The following is a 16,835-nucleotide window of genomic DNA, read 5'->3' as shown; positions in this document are numbered from 1 at the left end:
CGCCCACTCACCCGGGCGGGTGCGCACGCGCGCGCGACGACAGACAGAATGGGGCTCGTGAGCGAGCCGATCCAGCCCAGCGAACTTGACGACCTCGTGGTCCGGATGGCCGGTGTCGGCGTCCGCCGGGGGACCAACGACCTCCTCAAGGGCCTCGACTGGTCCGTGGAACTGGACGAGCGCTGGGTGGTGCTCGGCCCGAACGGCGCGGGCAAGACCACCCTGCTGCGTCTCGCCGCGGCCGAGCTGCACCCGACGGCAGGCGAGATCGACCTGCTCGGCGAGCGCATCGGCCGGGTCAACATCTTCGACCTGCGCCCGCGCATCGGCTTCACGTCGGCGGCGATCGCCCAGCGCGTGCCGGGCGACGAGCTGGTCAAGGACGTCGTGGTCAGCGCCGGCTACGCGGTGCTCGGCCGCTGGCGTGAGGAATACGACACCCTCGACACCGCCCGCGCGACCGAGCTGCTCGAAGCGATGGGCATCGGCCACCTGGCCGAGCGCACCTTCGGGACGCTGTCCGAGGGCGAGCGCAAGCGGGCCCTGATCGCGCGCTCGCTGATGACGGACCCGGAGATGCTGCTGCTCGACGAGCCGGCGGCCGGGCTCGACCTCGGCGGCCGCGAAGACCTGGTCGCGCGGCTCTCGGCGCTGGCCCTCGACCCGGACGCGCCGGCGCTCGTGCTGGTCACCCACCACGTCGAGGAGATCCCGCCGGGATTCACCCACGCGCTTCTTCTCCGTGACGGTGGCGCGGTCGTCTCCGGGCTGGTCGACGACGTCATCACCAGCGAAAACCTGTCGAAGACGTTCGACCAGGACCTCGTGCTGGAGCGTTCCGGAGATCGCTTCTTCGCCCGCCGTCGCTAAGCTGTCGCTTACCGGCGGGTAGCCTGCTGGCACTTCGTCAACGAGGAGGATGGGCGTGGGAGAGTTCGTATCGCTGGAGGTCAAGGACGGGGTCGGCACGATCCGGCTCGACCGGCCGCCGGTCAACGCCCTGAACGCCCAGGTCACCGCCGAGCTCGCCGAGCTGGCGAAGGAGGCCACCGAGCGCGACGACGTCCGCGCGGTGATCCTCTACGGCGGCGAGAAGACCTTCGCGGGCGGCGCGGACATCAAGGAGATGGCCACCCGCACCTACCCGGAGATCGCCAAGTTCGGCGCGAACCTCACCGGGACGCTGGCCGCGATCGCGAACATCCCCAAGCCGGTCGTCGCGGCCATCACCGGCTACGCCCTCGGCGGCGGCCTCGAACTGGCGCTGACCGCGGACTGGCGCGTCGCGGGCGACAACGTCAAGGTCGGCCAGCCCGAGATCCAGCTCGGCGTCATCCCCGGCGCGGGCGGCACCCAGCGCCTGGCCCGGCTGATCGGCCCGAGCAAGACCAAGGACATCGTCTACACCGGACGGTTCGTCAAGGCCGAAGAGGCGTTGCAGCTCGGGATCGTCGACCAGGTCGTCGCCCCGGACGACGTCTACGCGGCGGCGCACAAGTGGGCGGCCCAGTTCGCGAACGGCCCCGCCGTGGCTCTGCGCGCGGCGAAGGCGGCCATCGACGGCGGTCTCGACATGGACCTCCCCAACGCGCTCAAGCTCGAATCGCACCTGTTCGCCGCGCTCTGGGCGACCGAAGACCAGCGGAACGGCATGAAGTCGTTCATCGAAAACGGGCCCGGCAAGGCCACTTTCGAAGGGAAATGACGCCTTGACCGACGTGAACGACCCGGCGCCCAACCCGCACGCCACCGCCGAAGAGGTCCAGGCGGCTTACGCCGACCCCAAGCTGGCGAACGTGCTCTACCACGACTGGGAAGCCGGCACCTACGACGAGAAGTGGTCGATCTCGTATGACGAGCGCTGCATCTCCTACGCCACCGACGTGTTCAACGCCGTCGCGGGCGACGACGGCCAACCCTACCAGCACGCGATGGAGCTGGGCAGCGGCACCGGCTTCTTCCTGCTGAACCTCATGCAGGGCGGCGTCGCCAAGAAGGGCTCGGTCACCGACCTCTCGCCCGGCATGGTCCAGGTCGCGCTGCGCAACGCCGAGAAGCTCGGTCTCGACGTCGACGGCCGGGTCGCCGACGCCGAGCGCATCCCGTACGAGGACAACACGTTCGACCTCGTCGTCGGGCACGCGGTGCTGCACCACATCCCGGACGTCCAGGCGGCGTTCCGCGAGGTGCTGCGCGTGCTCAAGCCGGGCGGCCGGTTCGTCTTCGCCGGCGAGCCGACCAAGATCGGCGACTTCTACGCCCGCAAGCTCGGCCAGTTCACCTGGTTCCTGACCACGCGGGTGACGAAGCTGCCCGTGCTGAGCGGCTGGCGCCGTCCCCAGGAGGAGCTCGACGAGTCCTCGCGCGCCGCCGCGCTGGAGGCCGTGGTCGACATCCACACGTTCGACCCGTCGGAGCTGGAGTCGTGGGCCCGCGGCGCCGGCGCCCAGGACGTCCACGCGGTCACCGAGGAGTTCGCCGCGGCGCTGGCCGGCTGGCCGATCCGGACGTTCGAGGCCGCCGTGCCGCAGGAGAAGCTGACCGTGCGCTGGCGCCTGTTCGCCTACCGCCTGTGGCTGCGGCTGTCCGCTGTGGACAAGAAGGTGCTCGCGAAGATCCTGCCGCGCGAGCTGTTCTACAACGTGATGATCACCGGGACCAAGCGGCCGTCCTGAATTGGGTTATTCGTTCAGCCTCGGCGACGTCGCCTACCTGCGTTCCGGCGCGGGTATCGCGGCGCTCGCCGAGGTTGCGTCGTTGCCGCTGACCGACCGGATCGCTTCGGTCGCTCAAGTGCGCCGTCTCGTGGGCGAGGAGCACGCGGCCGCGGTGCTGGAAACCGTGCTGCTGCGGCGGAAAGCCGTCGGCAAGCTGTCCGGTGTGGACTGGCTGTTCACCTCCGACGCGCTCCAGCAGGCCAGCGCCACGCCGGTCGCCCGGCACCGGGCCGCCCGCTTGGCGGGACTCGACGTCCACGACGTCACGTGCTCGGTCGGCGCCGACCTCGTCGAAATCGCCCGGGTGGCGCGGCGCGCACTCGGGTCCGATCTGGACCCGGTCCGGCTGGAAATGGCCCGGCACAACGGAAGTGCCGCCGGTGTCGCGTTCGGACTGTCCCGTGCCGACGCGCTGCGCCCGGTGAGCCGTACCGGCGTCGTCGTGGCGGACCCGGCCCGGCGTGATTCTGCCGGGCGCCGGGCGTGGAAGCCCGCGGACTTCGCCCCGCCGCTCGGCGGGCTGGTCGAGGCCTACCCGGGGCGGGCGCTGTCCGTGAAGTGCGCGCCCGGCCTCGATTTCGCGCTCACGCCGTGGGCGGACGAGGTCGAGCTGGTGTCCCTGGACGGCCAGGTACGCGAATCCTGCCTCTGGCGCGGCCTGGGCGAAGGCGTCACCCGCCGGGCGACCGTGCTGCGCTCGGACGGGACACAGTGGACGGTCACCGACGCCGAACCGGACGAACTGCCCACGCGGGCGCCGGGGGAGTGGATCGTCGACCCCGACGGCGCCGTGGTCCGGGCCGGGCTGGTCCGCCACTACGCGGCGCGGCACGGGTTGTGGCAGCTGGACGAACGCATCGCGTACCTGACCGGCGACACCCCGCCACCGGGCGTGCGGGCGTTCCGGGTGCTGGAGCAGGGGCCCTACAGCGAGAAGGCGCTCAAAGCCGTCCTCAAGCGACACGACGTCGGGCGCCTGGAAATCCTGGTGCGCGGCCTGGACGTCGACCCGGATGCCCTGCGGCGGCGGCTGAAACCCCGTGGTGGCGCGGAAGCTTCGGTGGTGCTGACGCGGATCGGCCGGTCGCCGGTGGCGTTCCTCTGCCGCGCCGAGAGGTGAACGGAAACTTTCGAGGGGTGGAACTCCGGGTGGACGTGACGTAGGTTCCCCCAGTTGCCAAGTTTCACTGGAGGGTCGCCGTGTCCGGAAAATGGTCAGGTCTCGTCAAGCTCGCCGCCGCCGCGGCCATCGGCGCCACCGTCGCCTCGGGGGCGACCGCGCTCGCCGGGTCGGACGACGCGACCGCCGCCCGCGCCAAGGAGCCGGCCAACATCGGCCAGGTCAAGAACGACGTCAAGGCGTACTACGGCGACTACCTCGACGCCTCGGGCAAGCACCACTACTCCGAGACCAGCCAGTTCGCGAAGGACAGCAACCGCGTCGTCTCCGACGCGAAGCGCTACCTGCAGCAGCAGCTCGGCAAGGTCAAGGACCCGGCGATCGTGCTCGACGTCGACGACACCTCCGAGATCACCTTCGGCTGGGAAGCCGACAACGACTTCGGCTTCGACCCGGTCAAGCAGCAGCAGGCGATCGACAACGGCACGTTCGTCGCCAACAAGCCGGTGCTGGAGCTGGCCAACTGGGCCGTGCAGCACGGCGTCAAGGTGTACTTCCTGACCGGCCGCAACGAGTTCCAGGGGCCGCAGTCGCTCAAGAACCTGGCCAACGAGGGCTACCCGGCGCCGGCGGGGGCGTTCTTCAAGCCGAAGACCACCGCGCCCGACTACCTGCCGTGCGGCCTGACCTGCAACACCGTCCAGTACAAGTCGGGCACGCGGGCGCACATCGAGGCGACGGGCGCGAAGATCGTGCTGAACGTCGGCGACCAGTTCAGCGACCTCGAAGGTGGCTACGCGCTGCGCCCGATCAAGCTGCCGAACCCGATGTACTACCTGCCCTGAGGTGGAATAACCGCCGGGCCCGGGGTGCTGCTCCTGTACACGACCTTTTCGAGGAGCGGACATGCCGGAGAAGAAGGTGCTGGTACCGGGCCCGGACCACCCGATCACCGTCGAGCCCACCAAGGCCCGAGTGGTGGTCAAGGCGGGCGGGCGCGTCATCGCGGACAGCCGCAACGCGTTCACCCTGCAGGAGTCCACGTACCCGGCGGTCCAGTACATCCCGCTGGCGGACGTCGACGCGGGCGTGCTGGAGCGGACCGACCACGAGACGTACTGCCCGTACAAGGGCGAGGCCAGCTACTACTCGCTCAACGCGGGCGAGGTGAAGGGCGAGAACGCGGTCTGGACGTACGAGAAGCCGTACGAGCCGGTTGCCGCGATCAAGGACCACGTCGCGTTCTACCCGAACGTCGTGGACTCCATCGAGCTGGTCGAGGACTGAGCTGGACCTCGACCTGCTGCGGACGTTCCTGGCCGTCCACCGGGCGGGTTCGCTGACCGGCGCGGCACCGTCGCTGGGCTTGTCCCAGCCGACGGTGACCGCGCAGGTCAGAGCCCTGGAGGAGGAGCTCGGGCACCAGCTGTTCGTCCGCCGCGCCCGGGGCGTGACCCCGACGTCGGCCGCCGATGAACTGGCGGCCCGCATCGCCCCGCATGTGGACGCGCTGGCCGTGGTCGCCGTCGGCGACGACCTGTTCGCGGCGCCGGTGCACCTGGCCGGACCCGCCGAGCTGACCACGACCCGGGTCCTCCCGGCGCTGGCCGGTCTGGTCGCGTCCGGGCTCCGCCTGCGCGTGACGTTCGGCCTGGCCGACGACCTCCTCGCCGGCCTCGCCCAGCGCCGCTACGACCTGGTCGTCTCCACGATCCGCCCCCGCCGCCGCGGCCTGGCGGCCACCCCGCTGACGGACGAGGAGTTCGTCCTGGTCGGCCCCCGCGGTTTCGACGGCGACCCCCGCACCGCACCCCTGGTGGCCTACGCCGAGGACCTGCCGATCATCCGCCGCTACTGGCGTTCGGTACTGGGCGTCCGCCCACCGCCCGGCCCCGCGGTGGTCGTCCCGGACCTGCGGGCCATTTTGACGTGCGTCCTCGCCGGCTTCGGCGTGAGCGTGCTGCCGCGGTACCTGTGCGCCGCCGAGCTGGCCGCGGGCTCGCTGATCGCGTTGCTGGAGCCGGAGGAGCCACCGATCAACACGCTCTTCGCGGTCACCCGCGCCGAGCCCTGCCGGGCGGGGCCCGCGGCGGTGCGTGACGCACTGCTCGCGGACGCCGCCCGGTGGTGACTCAGCCCGTGTAGCCGGCGAAGATCTTGCCGAACTCGTACTTCGCCTGCGGCACGTTCGTGCACTGGCGCTGGGCCTGTGGCTGTGGCGCGGTTTAGGTTCTGGTGGTGCAGAAATCGAAGATCGTGACCACCGCTGAGAATCGTGATCTCAAAGCCGGTGCCGCGGCGGCGTTGCGTGCGGCGTGGCCGGAGTTCGTGCTCCACGATGCGGTGTCGAACGCTCACCGTGAAGCCGCAGGAGAGTACTTTCCGCAGTTCGACGTGCTCCTGGTCAACAATGGAGAGGTGCTGGCCAACGCGGTCGCGGTGACGCTGCACTGGGATGGCGAACCGGGCACGCTCCCGGACGGGTATGACGGCGCCCTCATTGCCGCGGTGACGGGGCATGAAAACCAGGTGGAACCGAACACGCTGTGCATCATGTCCGCCACGGTCCGGCCCGACCGCTCGGGTGGTGGCCTGGCCGGGCAGGTGCTGACCGCTCTTCGTGAACGCGCGGCGGACGCCGGCCTCCACCGAGTCATCGTGCCGGTGCGACCCACGCTGAAGGCGAGCTACCCGCTGACCCCGATGACGGACTTTCTGTGTTGGACCCGCGAGGACGGGCTGCACCTGGATCCCTGGATCCGCACGCATCAACGCCTCGGAGCCGCCATCCTGGCCCCGGCCTCCCGGTCCATGGTCGTGTCCGGAACCGTCGCTCAATGGGAGCAGTGGACAGGCATGGCCTTTCCGCAGACCGGCCGGTATGTCGTCCCCGGAGCGCTCGACCTGGTGGATATCGATCGTGAACGCGACCTGGGCAGGTACGAGGAGTGGAACGTGTGGATGCAGCACCCGATGAGCCCCCGATCGTGACATCGATGCCGGCGCGAGGCCCACGAGGGCGTGGGCCGCTGGTACCCATGAATTCGAGGTGTCGATCCCCAGGTAGCAGCGGGAATCTGTCCCCATTGGTATAGACCGGTAACTCCGGTCGCCCGAGGTGACGGAGGGAACCGGAGATCATCCCCGCGAGTCCCAGTCCGGCAAGGCAGAGCCGACTGAGGGAGCTCGATGAACACCTGGAAGAGGAAGGCCGCGACGGTCACCGCGGGCATCGCGGTCGCGTTGGGGACGACCGTGGCCGCCGCCGAACCGGCCGCCGCCGCGATCAGCTGCTCGGAGACGTCGAGCGGGAAGCTCGCTTCGTTCTATTCCGGTCTTTCGGCGTCCTACGCCTACGACAGCCGCTTCGCGAAGGGGCCCGCGGTCCCGGAACTGGACACGTACACGCCGCAGGGCATCGCGACCTGGTACAGCTGGGACGGCGGCGGCGACCTGCTCGTCATCGGCGCCTACCGCGCCGGCCACGACGCCCACCTGATCGGCATCGACGCGAAGACCGGCAAGCACGTCGGCACGGTCGCGATCGCCGCCACCCACGCCGGCGGCGTCGCGATCACCCAGGGCTGGGCGTTCGTCGCGGGGGAGGGCGACACGATCCGCAAGTACAAGCTGTCCGAGCTCAAGGCCGCGATGAAGAAGTCCGGCACGCCGTACCTCAAGCAGGTCGGCGAGGCGCGCAAGGTCTACGGCGCGTCCTTCCTGACCAGCTACGGCGACAACCTGTACTCGGGCAAGTTCAACGAGACCGGCCGCGACAAGATGTACCGGTACAAAGTGGGCACCGACGGCTCGCTGACCACGCAGTCCGGCGCGTACGAGGTGCCGACGAAGACGCAGGGCCTGATGGTCACCCAGTCCCGCTTCGTGTTCAGCACCTCGTACGGCAACGACAACCGCGGCAACCTCTACGTCGTCGACGCGGGCTCGCGGGACATCGACAAGGCCTCGACCCGGTGCTTCCGCTCGCCCAGCATGAACGAGGGCATCACCGAGTCGGGCGGGTACGCCTACCTCGTCTTCGAATCGGGTGCCGCGCAGTACGTCGCGAAGAACCCGCGCAACATCATCCGGAACCTCCACAAGGGCAAGGTTTCCGGGCTGTAGGGCTCAGGCCGGGGACGGCGCGCGGCGGCGTCCCCGGCTCCGGGTCAGCCACCATTCCGCGAACAGCAGCGGGAGCACCCAGCCGGTCCACGTCGTCAGGCCGGCGATCGCCTGCCCCAGCGCGACTTCGCTGCCGCCGAACGTCGTGTCCAGCTGCCCGGGCAGCACAGTGGCCCAGACGATCGCCCACACCCGGTTGCTGATGATCGACATGCACAGCGCGAAGCTGCGGACCATCCAGCGGCGGTGCTCGCCGAACCGCCGCGCCCGCGCCGTCCGGAAACCCTGCACGGTGCAGGTGAACCAGAGCGTCGCCAGCAGGACGTTCGAGACGGCGCCGACCGGCCCGAACGGCGCCGCGAGCGCGATCGCGAACCCGCCGATGGACGCCGGGAGCGCGCCGGCGAAGACGTACACGCGGCCGGTGCGGCGGTGCACCACCGGGTGCTTCTGCCGCAGCCACGGCCAGATCTGCAGCGCGCACGTCACGATCGCGACCGTCGCGAACCCGATGTGCGTCACCAGCACCGGGTAGTACCAGCCGGTGGGGGCCGGGATCCGCGACTCCGCGGGGTTCAGCCCGAGGTACGGCGGCAGCGAGTACACCAGGAACACCGTGACGAGCAGTCCCAGCGGGAACACCCACGGGCGGCGCCACCACGGCGTGGCCCGCCGGACGTCGCCGATGCTCGCCGTGGTTTCGGTCGTGGTCATGGATCCCCCTGTTTCTCTTACGCTGTATCCGCACCGTATGAAGCCGCCGGTGACCGCGGCAATCCTTCGTGCGGACATTGGGGGAGTACCCTGAAACCGTTCTAGGTGGCTGGGGCAAGTGTTCTAGTACGGATCGAGGTGTTCGTGGCCGAGCAGGCGCCGTACCTGCGGATCGCGGCGGACCTGCGCCGCCGGATTTCCGCCGGCGAGCTGCGGCCCGGCGACCGCGTCCCGTCGACGCGCGCGCTGGTCCGCGAGTGGGGTGTCGCGATGGCGACCGCCGCGAAAGCGCTGTCCGCGCTGGGGGACCAGGGCTGGGTGCGCGCGGTCCCGGGCAGCGGCACCGTCGTCGCCGACCGGACGCCGGTCAAGGCGCCGCTGGGCCGGGACGGCCTGGTACGCGCGGCGATCGCCCTCGCCGACGCCGAGGGCCTGTCCGCGCTGTCGATGCGGCGGCTCGCCGCGGAGCTGGGCGTCGGGCCGATGGCGCTCTACCGGCATGTGCCCGACAAGGACGAGCTGCTCCGGCTGATGGCCGACACGGCGCTGGGGGAGGCGGAGCTGCCGGAGCCGGGCCCGGCGCCGTGGCGGCCGCGCCTCGAGCTGGCCGCCCGCGCGCAGTGGCGCGCGTACCGGCGGCACCCCTGGCTCGCGCCGATCCTGCTGAACTCGCTCGTCCGGCCGCCGGTCCTGGCGGCGGGGCTCCGCCTGCTCGACTGGTCGCTGCGCGCACTGGCCGGCACCGGCCTGCGACGGCGGGTGAAGCTGCAGGTCGTGATGACGCTCAACGGCTGGGTCGGCGGCTTGGCGGTGAGCAACGCGTTCGAGGTCCAGGCCGAGCAGGACACGGGCATCACGGGCGACCAGCGGCTGGCGGCGGACATGGCGCTGCTCGCGGGTTACCTGGAGTCGGGCCGGTTCCCGGTGCTCGCCGAGGTGATGACCGGCGTCGCGGACGTCGGCCTCGACGAGGCGTTCGAGTTCGGGCTGCGCCACCAGCTCGACGGCATCGCGGTGCTGCTGGGCGAACACCAGTCGCTTTGACGGATGGCCGCGCAGGCCGGCGCCGCCACGCTGGCAGCATGAGCGAGAGCAAGGAAGAACCCCGCCGCTACGGCCGTCGCCGCCTGCTGGCCACCAGCGGCATCGCGGCCGGCGTCGGCGCGGTCGCCGGGGTCGGGTTGGTGCAGGGCGGGGCGAAGACGCCCCAGATCGGGCCGTCGGCGGCCCGCCGGTTCGCGGGCAAGGCCGTGCTGATCACCGGCGCGACTTCGGGCATCGGCCGCGCGGCGGCACTGCGGTTCGCGGCCGAAGGCGGCAAGGTCGGCTTCTGCGGGCGCCGCGAGAACCTCGGCGCCGCGCTCGAGCGCGAGATCCGTTCGGCGGGCGGCGAAGCGACGTATGTGCGCGCCGACGTCCGGTCGGAAGCCGACGTGAAGCGATTTGTCGACACGATCGCGGCGAAGTACGGCGGGCTGAACGTGTGCTTCAACAACGCGGGCGTGACCGTCCAGAAGCCGTTGCACGAGTACAGCGCCGCGGAGTGGGACGACGTCGTGGGCACCAACCTGCGCGGCAATTTCCTGGCGCTGAAGTACGAGGTCCCGCACTTGAAGGCGGCGGGCGGCGGCACGGTGGTGGTGACGGCGTCGTCCAACGCGCTGGCCACGGACGCGGGTCGCGCGGCGTACACGGCGTCGAAGCGCGGCCTGGTCGGCTTGGTCCAGACGGCGGCGCTGGATTACGCGGCGGACGGGATCCGCGTCAACGCCCTGGTCCCGGGCACGACGAACACGGAACTGGTGCGCCGGGCCGGCGGCGCGATGGCCCTCCCGGACCCGGTCTGGGAAGCGACGGCGGCGAACTGGGCGCTGTCGAACGTGCCGGGCCTGAAGCGGATGGCGACGGCGGACGAGATCGCGGTCTTCGCACTGGCGCTGGCCTCGGGCGACTTCCCCTACATGACGGGCGCGCAGCTGGTGATCGATGGCGGGAAGACGGCGCACGCCTAAACTCGGGCCGGTGCTGATCACCACGGAACGCCTCACGCTGCACGCGTGGTCCGAAGCCTGCTTCGACGGCTTGTTCGCGCTGGCCCAGCTCCCGGAGACGGTCCGCTACGTCGGGACCGGCGAGCCGTGGAGCCACGAATACACCCTGGGCAAGCACCGCGCGACGCTGGCCCACTGGGAAACCCACGGTTTCGGCTGGTTCGCGGTTTCGGTCACCCCGGGATCGTTCGACGGCGTGGTCTCCCTGGTCCGCCGCGGTGCCGTCGAGTCGGGCCTGGGGACACCGGCGGTGGAAATGGGCTGGTGGATCGCCCCCTCGGGCTGGGGCCGGGGTTACGCCACCGAGGCGACTTCGGCGGTGCGGGACAAGGCTTTCGCCTCGGGCTGGGCGGACCGCCTGCTGGCGGTGTACGAACCGGCGAACACGGCGTCGGCCCGGGTGGTGGCGAAGCTGGGGTTCACACCGCACAGCAAGTTCACGCTGGACGGGCGGGTCGAGCAGCGGGCGGTGCTGGACCGCCCGCGCTGACCGCTAAGCGGACGCCGGGACCGGCACATCGCCGACCCACCGCCGTAAAGCCTCCGCGAGCCCGCTGTCGTCCGTACCCTCGGTCACCCAGGCGACATGCCCATCCGGCCGCAGAAGCACCCCACCAATGTCCAAACCGGACGAAGCCGCCACCACCTCGACCCCCGCCGACCAGCCACCGAACGCCCCGGCGAAATCCACCAGCACCGGCCGCCCGGAATGCAGCAGCGCCGCCAACTGCGTCGATCGACCCGAGACGGTCAGCGAAACATCCGGCGCCAACCGCCCCAGCCAAGGATGCCCACCGGTCTCGTAACAAGCGTCCAACCCGGTGATGATCTCGGTCAGCGCCCGGTTCCCCGCCGGGTGCGCCGCCACCCGCCGCAGCAAATCGGCCCACGGCTCCCCGGCCGCCTCCTCCAAAGCGACCTGCGCCCGGGTGTTGGCCAGAATCCGTTCGCCCGCGGCATGCCGCTCGGCGTGGTACGTGTCGAGGAGCCCCGAAGGTGCCGTCCCGCGCACCGTCGCCGCGAGCTTCCAGCCGAGGTTGAACGCGTCGTCCAGCGCCACGTTCACCCCGATCGCGCCCGCCGGCGGGTGGATGTGCGCCGCGTCCCCGGCCAGCAGCACGCGGCCTTCACGGTACCGAGAGGCCAGGCGCGCCGCGTCGCCGAAGCGGCTCAGCCAGCGCGGTGCGCGCAGCGGAACGTGCCGTCCCAGCACCGCGTCCACCTGGGCCTGCACCAGTTCCAGCGTGACCGGCGTGTCCTTGTCCGCGGGCGGCTCGTCCTCCCGGACGACGATCCGGACGTACCCGGGCCGCGGGATGACGAACACCGTCCGGCCGTCCGGACCGGCCGAAGGCCCGTACGGCAGCTCGCATTCGACGTCGGCGAGCAGCGCGAACCAGCGCGCGGCCACGCCGGGGAAACCGATCCCGGCCTGCTTGCGCACCGTGCTGCGCCCGCCGTCGCAGCCGGCCAGGTACCGCGCTCGGACAGAAAGTCCATTGTGGATCGACGCGGTGACCCCGGAATCGTCCTGGGTGAAGGAAAGCAGCTCGTGGCCGCGCAGGATTTCGGCGCCGAGCTCCAGTGCCCGCGCCTCCAGGACCTCCTCGACGCGCGTTTGCGGGATGCCCAGCGAGAACGGGTGATCGGTCGCCACGCCGTCGAGCAGCAGCGGGCCGGGCAGGCCGGTGACCGGGGCGTGCGGGACCCGGTGCCCCTCGGTGACCAGTCCGCCGGCCAGCCCGCGCCGGGCCAGCAGGTCCAGCGCGCGCGAATTCAGGTTGAACCCGCGGCAGTACGGCGGGCGTTCCGGGTGGCGTTCGACGATCGTGGTGCGGACGCCCGCCAGCGCGAGTTCCGCGGCGAGCAGCAGGCCGGCCGGGCCGGCACCGGCGATGAGGACGTCGGTTTCGAGCATGGTCTTCCCCTCAGGGGTGTTCGGGCCAGGGCAGGGAGCCGGCGCGGATTTCGGCGGCCGTGCGGCGGGCCCAGTCGAGCTCGGCCTGCCAGGCGTGCCGGACGAACTCGACCTCGATCATGAACAGCCGCGGCGCGCCCTTGCCGACCGTCTCGGCCAGCGCGGTGTCCGCGCCCTCGATGCGTTCGGCCAGATGACGAGCCCGTTCCTCCAGCGCGTCGGCGGCGCGGTCCGGCCCCAGCGCGCCGAGGTAGCTCACTGCCGCGACGAACTTCGGGTACTCCGCGACCGGTTCGCGGACCAGTTCGTCGAGCCACGCGATGAACTCCTGGCGGCCGAGTTCGGTGTGCGCGTAGACGGTCCGCTCCGGCCGGTTGCCCGCCCGGACCGTCTCGACCGGCTCGATCCAGCGGTGCTTCGCCAGCGACTCCACGGTGTCGTAGAGCGAACCGGGGTTGATCTTGAAACTCGTGTCCTTGTACCGCTCGCGCAGCGTGGACGCCATTTCGTACGGGTGCATCGGGCGTTCCAGCAGCAGGCCGAGCAGCGCCAGGGCGAGGGTGTTCCGGATCTTGCGCGCCACTAGTCGCTCCCTATCAGTCGGAACCGACTATATGCCCGCCGTCAAGCCCGCCTGGAAGCGCGTGTGCGCCAGCCAGTGCCGGAACAGCGCCGCGTCCCCGGACACGCGGATCCGCGGGTCGTCCGCGGCGAGCCGTCCGTTCAGCGCGAGGAGCAGGTCGGCCGCCCACCCTTCGACGACCACGTCGGCCGCGCCGGGCCCGTCGCTCACCTCGACCGCCGACGGCGTCCGCCGGGCCAGCCACGCGAGATCCGGGTCGGTCGCGTGGAACAGCAGCGTCTCGCCGGTGCCCCGCAGCGGCGTCCGGTCCAGCGCCGGGTGCCGCAGCCGCGAGAAGACGGTGATCAGGCCGAGGCCTTCGGCGATGCCGTCCGCGGCGAGCTCGGCGTCGACGTCGTACGGCGTGCCGGTGGCGATCGGGTGTCCAGGTCGACGTCGGCGTCTCGGGGCCGACCTCGGTCACCGCGGCGACGAGCCGTGCGGCGCCGTCGCGGAGCCAGTCGCCGAGGCCGGCGAACCCGGGCGGCTCGTCGATCGTGACGGCCTCGAACGGCACGTAACCCGTGGGACGGCTCAGGATGATCGTGGCCGACTTGTGGTACGCCACCCCGACGTGCAGGGCCAGGTTGCGCACTGTCCATTCAGGATAAGTGGGGGCGCGCGAATCCGGCGCGGCGCCCGCGATCGTCGCCGGCGAACCGGTCCGCTTCGCCGAGGAGTGCGACGGCCGGCCGGTCGTGGCTCAACGTCTTCACCCCGCCACGGTAGCCCGGCACGCGGCGGCCATGGGGTCACGCTCCGCTGCCCCGAAGGGCGGCCCGGTCCGTAGGGTGGCGGGGTGACGGGTGACTTGAAACGTGCCCGCCTGGGGGTTTCGGTCGTGTTCGCGGTGTGCGGCGCCGCGTTCGCGACCTGGCTGGCCCGGGTGCCGGCGGTGCAGGAGCAGCTGGGGCTGAGTACGGCCGCGCTGGCGACCGGGCTCTTCGGCCTGGCCGCCGGGTCGGTGCTGGCACTGCTGGGCGCGGGCGCGCTGCTGACCCGGATCGGCAGCCGCGCGGCCGTCGTCCTGGGCGCGGTCGTGCTGTGCGCGGGACTGCCGCTGGTCGCGTTCGCCTGGTCGGCGCCGGTGTTCGTCGCCGCGCTCGTCGTGCTCGGCGTCGGCAACAGCCTGCTCGACGTCGCGATGAACGCGCACGCCGCCCGCGTCGAGGAGGGCTACGGGCGCCCGATCTTCGCCGGCTTCCACGCGTTCTGGAACATCGGCGGCCTCGCCGGTTCGGGCGTCGACGCGCTGATGGAGGCCGCGCACGTCCCGGTGTCGGTGCACTTCCCGCTCGCCGGCGCGGCGCTGCTCGCGCTCGCGCTGTGGGCGGCCCGCACCCGGTTCCTGACCGGCGCCGACCGCGGCCAGGGCGACGCGGCGTTCGCGTGGCCGAGCCGGGCGCTGGTGCCGCTGGGCGTGATCGCGTTCTGCGGGTTCGTCGCCGAAGGCGCGGTCAACAGCTGGAGCGCGGTGTACCTCGCCGACGTCACCGGCGCGACGCCCGCGTTGGCTTCCCTGGGCTACTTCGCCTTCTCGGCGACGATGATCGCGGTCCGCCTGGTCGCCGACCGCGTCGTGGCGCGGACGGGGCCGGTCGCGTTCGTCCGCGTGGCGGCCGCGGTCGCGGTGCTCGGGTTCGCCGTGGTCCTCGCCGTGCCGTGGCCGGTCATGGGCGTGCTCGGCTTCGCGGTGGTGGGGCTGGGCGTGGCCGGGATCGTGCCGATCGCGTGGAGCGCGGCGAGCCGGAAGCAGGCGGACGCGCCGGGCCGGGCGGTCGCCGCGGTCGCGGCGTGCGGCTACCTGGGCTTCCTGGTGGAGCCGGTGCTGGTGGGCGCGCTGGCCACCCGCGTCGGCCTGCACTGGGCGCTGTCGTCGGCGGTCGTGGTCACCTTCGGGATCGTCTTCCTCGCCCCGTCGCTGCGGGTCCGGTCACGTCAGCCGCTCGCGCAGTAGCCGCCGGAGGGCTTTCCGGTCGCCGCTCGCTGCGACGCGGCCGTCCGCGATCGCGGCGTCGAGGTCCGACGGCTTTTCGAGCAGCGCGTTCAGCGTCGGCGGGTCGGTGCGGATCGTGGCGTCCGGCGACTCGGGCGCGCCGGGCTCGACGGTGAGGCGGCCCGGCTCGGTGCGGACCGTCCACACGCGAGCGTCGAGTTCGACGCGGTAGCAGGCGGCGCCGCGAGGCTGCGCGCCGCCGCGGAGGAACAGCAGCACGGACGTCGTGCCGAGGTGTGCGTCCGGTGGTCGCGGAATGCCGCCACCCCAAGCCCCGAGGGCGAGCACGACGGGTTCCAGCTCGCGCCCCCAGCCGGTCAGCTCGTAGACGGTGGACCCGGCCGGCGGCGGCAGCTTCCGCCGGGCGACGACGCCGTGCCCTTCGAGTTCCCGTAGCCGGTCGGTGACGAGGTTCGTGCTCGCGCCCGGCAGCGCGCGCCGGACGTCGGAGAACCGCTGCGGCCCGAGAAGCAGCTCGCGCACGACGAGCAGGGCCCACCGTTCCCCGACGACGTCCAGCGCGCGGGCGATCGTGCAGGCGTCCCCGTAGCTGCGGCTCGTCGGCATGCTTTCAAAATACAACTCAGTGGTTGTTTTTAACAACTAGCCGGGCGTACGGTGCCGGTATGAGCCGACCTGTCGTGCACTTCGAGATCATCGGACCCGACCCGGCGAGCCTGCGCGGGTACTACGGCGAGCTGTTCGGCTGGGAATTCGACACCTCGGCGCCGGTGTCGGCCCAGGTGTCGGAACCCGGCTACGGCTTCGTCGAATCCGGAACCATCCCCGGCGGCGTCGGCGGCGGTGCGGGGTACGAGAGCCACGTGGTGTTCTACGTGGGCGTCCCGGACGTCGCGGCGGCGCTGGCGGAGGCCGAGCGCCTCGGCGGCACCCGCCGGCTGGGCCCGGACCGCGCACCCGGGCGCGACCTGGTGGTCGCCCAGTTCACCGACCCGCAGGGCAACCTGGTGGGCCTGGCGGGCCCGGCCGACGTTCAGCGAGCTCCCTGAACGTCGGCGCGGCACGCCTCCAGGAAGCGGTCACCGGCGTCGCTGATCCCCGACAGCACCCGATCGAGGCTTTCCCGCGGCACGGCCGACGCTCCGGCGTCCAGTTCGGCGAAGACGTCGTTGGCACCGTTGCGGGCCGCCTTCCACAGCTCCTTGCCGCGCCGCCGCGGCTCTTCGGTGCCCAGCAACGCCACCTGGTTGTGCGCCTTGCGCAGCTCGGAGCGCCGCTCGCGCCACCGGGTCTCGATCTCGGCCCGGTTCGCGGGCAGCTTGACGAATTCCGACCTGACGAGCTGGAAGGCTTCTTCGCTCGCCGTCGACAAGCTCGCGTAGGCCTTCACGCGCTCGTCGCGCAGCCAGTCGGCGTGGTCCGCCGCGCGCTTGCGCTCTTCGATGCGCTGGGCCGCCTTCAGCTTGCGGCTTTCGACGAACGTGGTGGTCAGCAAGGTGAGCACGACGCCGCCCAGCGTGGCCCCCACGGTGATCAGCTGCGTGGTCGTCCCCGAGTCCATGACGGGATTCTCCCAGCCCGCCCGCGGCCGCCTTGACCTCCACCATGCTG

At 71.6% G+C, this 16,835-nt stretch carries 20 protein-coding genes and 1 pseudogene; 14 read left to right on the top strand and 7 right to left on the bottom strand.

Translation table 11 applies throughout. From position 1 onward, the window contains the following. Positions 1-48: 48 nt before the first annotated feature. From H4696_RS25355 to H4696_RS25315, 9 genes are all read left to right on the top strand, one after another. Positions 49-870: an ABC transporter ATP-binding protein gene (locus tag H4696_RS25355; RefSeq protein WP_169734885.1), complete on the top strand. Its 822-nt coding sequence runs from the start codon at positions 49-51 to the stop codon at positions 868-870. Positions 871-925: 55 nt separating this feature from the next. After that, the gene (locus H4696_RS25350) at positions 926-1,705 is read left to right on the top strand and encodes an enoyl-CoA hydratase/isomerase family protein (RefSeq protein ID WP_086857608.1); all 780 of its coding nucleotides are present in this window, start codon (positions 926-928) and stop codon (positions 1,703-1,705) included. Positions 1,706-1,709: 4 nt separating this feature from the next. Continuing rightward, on the top strand, positions 1,710-2,675 hold the full coding sequence (locus H4696_RS25345; RefSeq protein WP_086857591.1) for a class I SAM-dependent methyltransferase: 966 nt from the start codon (positions 1,710-1,712) through the stop codon (positions 2,673-2,675). Between the two features lies 1 nt (position 2,676). Next, positions 2,677-3,837: a class I SAM-dependent methyltransferase gene (locus H4696_RS25340; RefSeq protein WP_086857590.1), complete on the top strand. Its 1,161-nt coding sequence runs from the start codon at positions 2,677-2,679 to the stop codon at positions 3,835-3,837. A gap of 80 nt (positions 3,838-3,917) precedes the next feature. Continuing rightward, positions 3,918-4,682, top strand: a complete 765-nt coding sequence (locus H4696_RS25335) for an HAD family acid phosphatase (RefSeq protein ID WP_086857589.1) — start codon at positions 3,918-3,920, stop codon at positions 4,680-4,682. A 61-nt stretch (positions 4,683-4,743) separates the two neighbouring features. Next, a complete protein-coding gene (locus H4696_RS25330) occupies positions 4,744-5,124 on the top strand; it encodes a DUF427 domain-containing protein (protein WP_086857588.1) in 381 nt (126 codons plus the stop codon). Between the two features lies 1 nt (position 5,125). Beyond that, positions 5,126-5,968: a LysR family transcriptional regulator gene (locus tag H4696_RS25325; RefSeq protein ID WP_086857607.1), complete on the top strand. Its 843-nt coding sequence runs from the start codon at positions 5,126-5,128 to the stop codon at positions 5,966-5,968. Positions 5,969-6,075: 107 nt separating this feature from the next. Further along, positions 6,076-6,828 carry a GNAT family N-acetyltransferase gene (locus H4696_RS25320; protein ID WP_158104273.1) on the top strand — a complete coding sequence of 251 codons (753 nt, stop codon included), beginning with the start codon at positions 6,076-6,078 and terminating at the stop codon, positions 6,826-6,828. Positions 6,829-7,026: 198 nt separating this feature from the next. Next, on the top strand, positions 7,027-7,962 hold the full coding sequence (locus H4696_RS25315; RefSeq protein ID WP_192782527.1) for a hypothetical protein: 936 nt from the start codon (positions 7,027-7,029) through the stop codon (positions 7,960-7,962). Between the two features lie 3 nt (positions 7,963-7,965). Here the strand turns inward: H4696_RS25315 and H4696_RS25310 are convergent, their stop codons facing one another. Next, the gene (locus H4696_RS25310) at positions 7,966-8,676 is read right to left on the bottom strand and encodes a DUF2306 domain-containing protein (protein ID WP_086864498.1); all 711 of its coding nucleotides are present in this window, start codon (positions 8,674-8,676) and stop codon (positions 7,966-7,968) included. A 138-nt stretch (positions 8,677-8,814) separates the two neighbouring features. Here H4696_RS25310 and H4696_RS25305 point away from each other — a divergent pair, with 138 nt between their 5' ends. From H4696_RS25305 to H4696_RS25295, 3 genes are read left to right on the top strand one after another with little or no spacing between them, the layout of a single operon-like run. Beyond that, positions 8,815-9,720 carry a TetR/AcrR family transcriptional regulator C-terminal domain-containing protein gene (locus H4696_RS25305; protein ID WP_249027213.1) on the top strand — a complete coding sequence of 302 codons (906 nt, stop codon included), beginning with the start codon at positions 8,815-8,817 and terminating at the stop codon, positions 9,718-9,720. Positions 9,721-9,758: 38 nt separating this feature from the next. Then, positions 9,759-10,688 carry an SDR family NAD(P)-dependent oxidoreductase gene (locus H4696_RS25300; protein WP_086864497.1) on the top strand — a complete coding sequence of 310 codons (930 nt, stop codon included), beginning with the start codon at positions 9,759-9,761 and terminating at the stop codon, positions 10,686-10,688. 10 nt (positions 10,689-10,698) lie between these two features. After that, positions 10,699-11,217, top strand: a complete 519-nt coding sequence (locus H4696_RS25295; RefSeq protein WP_086864496.1) for a GNAT family N-acetyltransferase — start codon at positions 10,699-10,701, stop codon at positions 11,215-11,217. A 3-nt stretch (positions 11,218-11,220) separates the two neighbouring features. Here the strand turns inward: H4696_RS25295 and H4696_RS25290 are convergent, their stop codons facing one another. The 4 genes and pseudogenes from H4696_RS25290 to H4696_RS51295 all read right to left on the bottom strand — a co-directional run. Continuing rightward, positions 11,221-12,645: an FAD-dependent monooxygenase gene (locus H4696_RS25290; protein ID WP_086864495.1), complete on the bottom strand. Its 1,425-nt coding sequence runs from the start codon at positions 12,643-12,645 to the stop codon at positions 11,221-11,223. A 10-nt stretch (positions 12,646-12,655) separates the two neighbouring features. Further along, the gene (locus H4696_RS25285) at positions 12,656-13,228 is read right to left on the bottom strand and encodes a PadR family transcriptional regulator (RefSeq protein ID WP_086864494.1); all 573 of its coding nucleotides are present in this window, start codon (positions 13,226-13,228) and stop codon (positions 12,656-12,658) included. 27 nt (positions 13,229-13,255) lie between these two features. Continuing rightward, positions 13,256-13,555, bottom strand: a complete 300-nt coding sequence (locus H4696_RS50280) for a hypothetical protein (RefSeq protein WP_249027214.1) — start codon at positions 13,553-13,555, stop codon at positions 13,256-13,258. A gap of 121 nt (positions 13,556-13,676) precedes the next feature. Continuing rightward, positions 13,677-13,862: pseudogene (locus H4696_RS51295) on the bottom strand (maleylpyruvate isomerase family mycothiol-dependent enzyme); the annotation flags it as partial. A 204-nt stretch (positions 13,863-14,066) separates the two neighbouring features. Between H4696_RS51295 and H4696_RS25275 the strand changes: the two are divergent. Then, positions 14,067-15,224 (top strand): MFS transporter, encoded by a 1,158-nt coding sequence (locus tag H4696_RS25275; RefSeq protein WP_086864493.1) that lies wholly within the window; start codon positions 14,067-14,069, stop codon positions 15,222-15,224. On the opposite strand, the gene H4696_RS25270 is transcribed toward H4696_RS25275, so the two are convergent. After that, entirely contained in the window at positions 15,201-15,830 is a 630-nt protein-coding gene (locus H4696_RS25270; protein ID WP_086864492.1) for a winged helix-turn-helix transcriptional regulator, read from the bottom strand. The two genes, H4696_RS25275 and H4696_RS25270, sit on opposite strands and share 24 nt — an antisense overlap. A 59-nt stretch (positions 15,831-15,889) precedes the next feature. Between H4696_RS25270 and H4696_RS25265 the strand changes: the two genes are divergently transcribed. Continuing rightward, positions 15,890-16,273 carry a VOC family protein gene (locus H4696_RS25265; protein WP_086864491.1) on the top strand — a complete coding sequence of 128 codons (384 nt, stop codon included), beginning with the start codon at positions 15,890-15,892 and terminating at the stop codon, positions 16,271-16,273. Here the strand turns inward: H4696_RS25265 and H4696_RS25260 are convergent. After that, a complete protein-coding gene (locus tag H4696_RS25260; protein WP_086864490.1) occupies positions 16,258-16,785 on the bottom strand; it encodes a hypothetical protein in 528 nt (175 codons plus the stop codon). The genes H4696_RS25265 and H4696_RS25260 overlap by 16 nt on opposite strands. Positions 16,786-16,835 lie beyond the last annotated feature (50 nt).

The organism is Amycolatopsis lexingtonensis, assembly GCF_014873755.1.
GTDB classification, from domain to species: Bacteria; Actinomycetota; Actinomycetes; order Mycobacteriales; family Pseudonocardiaceae; genus Amycolatopsis; species Amycolatopsis lexingtonensis.
This window is presented reverse-complemented; position numbering and strand designations above follow the sequence as displayed.

Coding starts and splice junctions, on each gene's coding strand:
- H4696_RS25330 (WP_086857588.1), top strand. CDS start 4,744: ATGCCGGAGAAGAAGGTGCTGGTACCGGGCCCGGACCACCCGATCACC.
- H4696_RS25300 (WP_086864497.1), top strand. CDS start 9,759: ATGAGCGAGAGCAAGGAAGAACCCCGCCGCTACGGCCGTCGCCGCCTG.
- H4696_RS25315 (WP_192782527.1), top strand. CDS start 7,027: ATGAACACCTGGAAGAGGAAGGCCGCGACGGTCACCGCGGGCATCGCG.
- H4696_RS25260 (WP_086864490.1), bottom strand. CDS start 16,785: ATGGACTCGGGGACGACCACGCAGCTGATCACCGTGGGGGCCACGCTG.
- H4696_RS25265 (WP_086864491.1), top strand. CDS start 15,890: ATGAGCCGACCTGTCGTGCACTTCGAGATCATCGGACCCGACCCGGCG.
- H4696_RS25290 (WP_086864495.1), bottom strand. CDS start 12,645: ATGCTCGAAACCGACGTCCTCATCGCCGGTGCCGGCCCGGCCGGCCTG.
- H4696_RS25270 (WP_086864492.1), bottom strand. CDS start 15,830: ATGCCGACGAGCCGCAGCTACGGGGACGCCTGCACGATCGCCCGCGCG.
- H4696_RS25310 (WP_086864498.1), bottom strand. CDS start 8,676: ATGACCACGACCGAAACCACGGCGAGCATCGGCGACGTCCGGCGGGCC.
- H4696_RS25355 (WP_169734885.1), top strand. CDS start 49: ATGGGGCTCGTGAGCGAGCCGATCCAGCCCAGCGAACTTGACGACCTC.